Below are 4,920 nucleotides of genomic sequence, written 5' to 3'. Positions count from 1 at the left end.
TTATAAAAGATTATATATATGCTGAATTTTATGATATTATGGTTAGCATTTTTAGAATGGGATTTCAAAAATCCGAAACGGTTAGACAGCTTGCCGGAGAGAGTCTAGCAAGATTTGCCATCATAGCCATTGTTGCGGGTTTGCCGGCATTCCTAGAGGGCTTTGATGCCGAAATATATTCATTTGGTGCTGATTATATTGTACCGTCCATAACAGGGCCGGCATATCTTAGCATAGGAACAATTTTAACAGGTTATGCAATAGGAATAGCAATTTTTAGCCTGGTCGGAGGATACTTCTTTGACAGGTATTCTGTTAAAAACACAATCTTACTTTCGGTTTTAATATTCTCTGCATTTACTGTTTTAACAGGATTTGTAACAAATACTCCAGAACTTTTTGCCTTCAGACTGCTTGTTGGTGTCGGTGTTGGTATGTTTCAACCTGCAGGTGTTGCACTTCTTGGGGATATATTCTTTGAAACACGTGGGAAGGCAGTGTCAGTATGGGCAACATTTTTTGGTGCAGGTCTTTTTGGAGGACCATACATGATATCTCCATTTCTTCCGGCATTCAGGATTCCATTCGAGTTATCCGGCATAGTTTCAGCCATAGTATTATTGTTGGTTCTATTCATTATACCTGTTACATATAAAAAGGAGAAAAGGGAAAAAATAAAACTGGAAAACATATTTAACAGAAATACAGTGCTTCTTGCAATATCTGTATTTTTCTTTGGAATAACCCTATTCGCGGGTTACCTCAGTTATTATGTAAAATATCTTGAACAGGGTCTTGGATTTCCAACAGGTTCAGCGGCAGTTATAGCATCCATGGCAGGCCTTGGAGGCTTTTTACTTGCATTTTTCTATGGTTATATAGCTGATAGAATAGGCAGAAAATACATGGTTATAATAACCTCATTTCTAATTTTCATAGGCAGCCTTGGCATGTTTATACTGTTTAAATCATTTATAGGCCTTGCTGTTTTTACATTTATCTTTGGATCAGGATGGGGTGTCTACGTTGACCTCCTTGTTGCCTTTGGGCAGGATTCTGTGCTGGACCGTGTTGTTGGGTCTGTGTCTGGATTTCTGTTTTTTATCTTTAACATCGGGACATTAATAGGCGGACCATTATACGCATATCTTCTTGGATCAAAGAATAATTATACATTTGCATCGTATATAGCCGTTGTCATACCTGCATTCATTGCACTGATATCCCTTATATTCACCAAGAAGATTACTAAGAGTAATATAAAGGAGCATCCAGAATTTGAGGAGGCAAAAATCAGGGAAAAATCTGCAGAAAAGGAAGGCTCATAATCTTTTATACCTGTAATTTTCATCAACATAAATTTTTATTCCCTTTTTTATTGTTATATCTTCATAATTTAGAATATTATATGTATAAATATCAACGGCTATTTTTATATTATCAATTTTAAAAAATAAAAAATTGTTTTCATCATCTATTTTATCAACAATATCAATATTAAAGTTTTTCTCCTTCTGGCACATGCCTGAATCACATGATGCTATGTACTCATCTGTTCTTATTACCAGAATTCTTTCATTGAGTTCACTTAAAAGTCCATCGCATATGGTCAATGTACCAGAATTGATTTTTACTGATAACATTTACTCAAAAAGTTTTTTATATGCCTCAATGGCATCTTTAATTTCCTTTTTGGCAAATTCAGGACCCTCCCATCCATTTACCTCAGTTTTCTTATTTTGAAGTGCCTTATAGGTGGCAAAGAAATTCTCTGTTTCCTTAAGTATATGTTCAGGTATTTCCGTGTATGATTTAAGATCCTTATAAACAGGGTCATCAAGGCATACACATACCATTTTATTATCAATATCTCCAGAATCTACCATTTTCAATACACCTATTGGTTTGGCCCTTAATATTACACCGGGAAATGTGGGCTGTGACATAAATACAAGGGCATCTATGGGGTCCTTGTCTGTATAATATGTTTGCGGTATCGCCCCATATTCCATTGGATAAACATAGGATGAATATAAAATGCGGTCAAGCTTAATTCCTGGAAATTCCTTGCCCATTTCATACTTGTTTCTCGTACCCTTTGGTATTTCAACAACCACATATACCTCATCCGGCGGGTTCGGACCGGCCGGTACCTGATGCCAGTAGCTTCCATTTTTTTCCATTATTGTTTATTGTATAATGATATTTTATATTTATTCTTTGAATAATATATTCCTGAATAACTTTATAAAATAATTTGCATACACTTAAAGATGAAAATTTCGGTTTACAGCCCTCTAAGAATTAGTTTTGCAGGTGGTGGCACAGACATAAGCCCATTTTTCGAAAAATATGGTGGAGCAGTGTTTAACACAACAATTGATCGTGGAATACTATTGAGGTATACTGATGACAAAATGCCACTAGAGGTTTCCTCAAGAGACTTTTTAAAAAGTGCCATAGTATTAAAACAGAATTCATCTGTTGAGGATAAAATTATGGAATTATTTATGTCAAACGGAATTAAAACCGGAAAGCTGATCATTAATAGTGATGTACCACCGGGATCAGGGCTTGGTTCCAGCAGCGCGCTGATCACAGGCATTCTAAAAATAATTTATAAGATTACAAATAAGAATAAAAATTCATATGAAATTGCTGAGGAAGCATATAATATAGAGAAAACAAATTTTGGGATTGTCCTTGGAAAACAGGACCCATATGCAATATCCGTTGGCGGCCTTAAATATATGGAATTCAGTAAAAATTCTGTTATAACAGAGGCATTCAATCTGGAAAATGATTTCATAGAAACATTACAAAAATCAATGTTGCTTGTTTATACAGGAAAAACGAGGGAAAGCTCAAATGCATTAAGGGATCAGGTTATTAAGTCAGAGAAAAATGATAGTGACACATTAAATAAATTATTAAAAATAAAGGGTTTGGCCGGATCAATGGAGAAAGCATTTAAAACATCAGATTATGGTGAATTCTGCAATATTGTAAACTCTGGCTGGGAAATAAAGAAAACACTTGGAGAGAAAGTTTCCAGTGAGAAGGTTGATGACATAATTGATTTTGCGAAGTCCATAGGTGCAAGGGCGGCGAGGCTTCTCGGGGGCGGCCTGGAAGGATTTATACTTTTAATTACCCCACCTGACAATGTTAATAATCTCCAGAAGGAAATGCTGAAAAAATCAGAGTTTGTAATCAGGGTTAGATTTGACGCCATGGGATCAAGGATGGTATCACCATTTTAACCCTGTAATCTTTTCGTACATATTTTTATAAAGGTCTGATACCTTTTTAATCATATCATCCGGGAGTGGTGGTATATCCGGTTCCTTCTGCCCAAGATCACGTGCCCTGTAAAGTGCATCATGGTATCCTGTTGACCTGTAATACTGCCTTACCATTTCCTTGCTTAGCTCCCTTATATTTCCGTTGGAATATTCATTTAAATCCCAGAACCTATCCTCATCAAGTGTGCCAAATGTATCTATGATCGTCGGCACTCTGCTTATTCCCAGTGCAAACTCCTTTTTTCCATCAGCATGTATTAACCCCCTGCCCTTTACAGACTCATTTATTCTTCTGTCTATTTTTAATATTTTTTCCTTTATATCATAAAGCTCGTAAAGCTTTAAGCCTGAAATGGTCAAAGCCTCATCTGTTTTTAATGGTCTGTCAAATTTTTCATATTTTGTGGTTACCTCAAAATAGGGGTCCGGAAATTCATCTCCATATTCAGGCATATTTTTAAATCCAGCATCATGATAATCAAGGATTCCAGACTTTATCCTGTCATAATATGTTCCTGCAACATAATACCTTGTTATAAATTCAAGCGGAACCATGTAATTGCTAAAATATTCCCTTCCCCTGCTAAATACATTAAATTTTTTGACACGCATTTCATTGTTGCCTTCAAGTTTTATTAAATCTGTTTCTATTCCAATATCACTGGCAACACCATACCAGTAATATGAGGTTCTGCACAGTGATTCCCCCTTATCAGGAATATCCACTGGTATAATTTTATCAAAAACTGATATTCTATTTGAAAATTTAAAAATTAGGGTGTCTCCATCCGAGTAAATATCCTTAACCTTTCCACTTTTTATAAATTCCATGACACGGTATAATTTATGCCAATATAATTTTATTTGTTTGTAATTTGCTGTAATTAAATATAATGTATGAGGCAAGCATAATTATCCATGATGCAAGCAATAAAGCCTCAATGGTCTCAGGTATTGATAGTCCAACACCCTTTAATTTTATAATCTTGAGGGCCATTAAAATTCCTATGATTATTACCATTAGCGATATAAGTGCAGATATCATGCCATAAAGTGTTATAAACCTGGATATTCTGAACAGGCTAAATATTATAATTCCAAGAGGCATTAAAATAAAATATAATATTGCAAATGTTAAATGTATATCACCGGTATGTTCATCAAAGATCCCTACAAAGAAAAGCCCAATGCTTCCTATAATCATTAATATTATAGGTAATGGCTTAACAGGAACTGCCCTGTATAGAAATACTGAAAATGCTGTATTCATTAATCCCTCAAAAATAACTGCAGAATCAAACAAATAATAATATTTATGGATGCCAAGACTGCTTAGTGAGTTTACATGCCATGAAAAGTATGGTGATATTGAAATATCAAGAAATATAAGTGATAAGGTCACCACCGGACCAATTATACCGGTCAAAAAATATAATTTATTCATAATTATAAAAACATAGTTTTTATTAAAATTTATTGATGGAAACATAATTTTTTATTTACCTTAAGGCATCATATATATAATTTGAATACCGCATTAATCAGGAATAACTGTACATGCATTGATTTTTTATTCTAATTATTATATATAAAAGTGTATGATAGATCGGAAGAG

At 34.4% G+C, this 4,920-nt stretch carries 6 protein-coding genes; 2 read left to right on the top strand and 4 right to left on the bottom strand.

Translation table 11 applies throughout. The features are described from left to right. The coding region (locus tag AOG55_RS02615) for an MFS transporter (protein WP_236688955.1) at positions 1–1,328 on the top strand (1,328 nt) is incomplete at its 5' end. On the opposite strand, the gene AOG55_RS02610 is transcribed toward AOG55_RS02615, so the two are convergent. Together AOG55_RS02610 and AOG55_RS02605 are read right to left on the bottom strand one after the other, a co-directional pair. After that, positions 1,323–1,643, bottom strand: coding sequence for a hypothetical protein (locus AOG55_RS02610; protein WP_048100963.1), 321 nt, complete (start codon positions 1,641–1,643; stop codon positions 1,323–1,325). The two genes, AOG55_RS02615 and AOG55_RS02610, sit on opposite strands and share 6 nt — an antisense overlap. Next, positions 1,644–2,183: an inorganic diphosphatase gene (locus tag AOG55_RS02605; RefSeq protein ID WP_048100964.1), complete on the bottom strand. Its 540-nt coding sequence runs from the start codon at positions 2,181–2,183 to the stop codon at positions 1,644–1,646. A 90-nt stretch (positions 2,184–2,273) separates the two neighbouring features. Between AOG55_RS02605 and AOG55_RS02600 the strand changes: the two genes are divergently transcribed. Continuing rightward, a complete protein-coding gene (locus tag AOG55_RS02600; protein ID WP_048100965.1) occupies positions 2,274–3,263 on the top strand; it encodes a GHMP family kinase ATP-binding protein in 990 nt (329 codons plus the stop codon). Here AOG55_RS02600 and AOG55_RS02595 read toward each other — a convergent pair. Both AOG55_RS02595 and AOG55_RS02590 read right to left on the bottom strand, forming a co-directional pair. Next, positions 3,252–4,136: a phosphoribosylaminoimidazolesuccinocarboxamide synthase gene (locus AOG55_RS02595; protein ID WP_048100966.1), complete on the bottom strand. Its 885-nt coding sequence runs from the start codon at positions 4,134–4,136 to the stop codon at positions 3,252–3,254. The genes AOG55_RS02600 and AOG55_RS02595 overlap by 12 nt on opposite strands. 13 nt (positions 4,137–4,149) lie before the next feature. After that, positions 4,150–4,749, bottom strand: coding sequence for a DUF998 domain-containing protein (locus AOG55_RS02590; RefSeq protein ID WP_162216747.1), 600 nt, complete (start codon positions 4,747–4,749; stop codon positions 4,150–4,152). Positions 4,750–4,920 lie beyond the last annotated feature (171 nt).

Origin of the sequence: Acidiplasma cupricumulans (genome assembly GCF_001402935.1) — an archaeon.
Taxonomy (GTDB): domain Archaea; phylum Thermoplasmatota; class Thermoplasmata; order Thermoplasmatales; family Thermoplasmataceae; genus Acidiplasma; species Acidiplasma aeolicum.
The sequence above is the reverse complement of the archived record's forward strand: the minus strand, read 5'-3'. Positions and strand labels throughout refer to the sequence as shown.

Excerpts from the sequence above, each read along its gene's own strand:
- AOG55_RS02595 (WP_048100966.1), bottom strand. The coding sequence starts at position 4,136 with ATGGAATTTATAAAAAGTGGAAAGGTTAAGGATATTTACTCGGATGGA.
- AOG55_RS02605 (WP_048100964.1), bottom strand. The coding sequence starts at position 2,183 with ATGGAAAAAAATGGAAGCTACTGGCATCAGGTACCGGCCGGTCCGAAC.
- AOG55_RS02610 (WP_048100963.1), bottom strand. The coding sequence starts at position 1,643 with ATGTTATCAGTAAAAATCAATTCTGGTACATTGACCATATGCGATGGA.
- AOG55_RS02590 (WP_162216747.1), bottom strand. The coding sequence starts at position 4,749 with ATGAATAAATTATATTTTTTGACCGGTATAATTGGTCCGGTGGTGACC.
- AOG55_RS02600 (WP_048100965.1), top strand. The coding sequence starts at position 2,274 with ATGAAAATTTCGGTTTACAGCCCTCTAAGAATTAGTTTTGCAGGTGGT.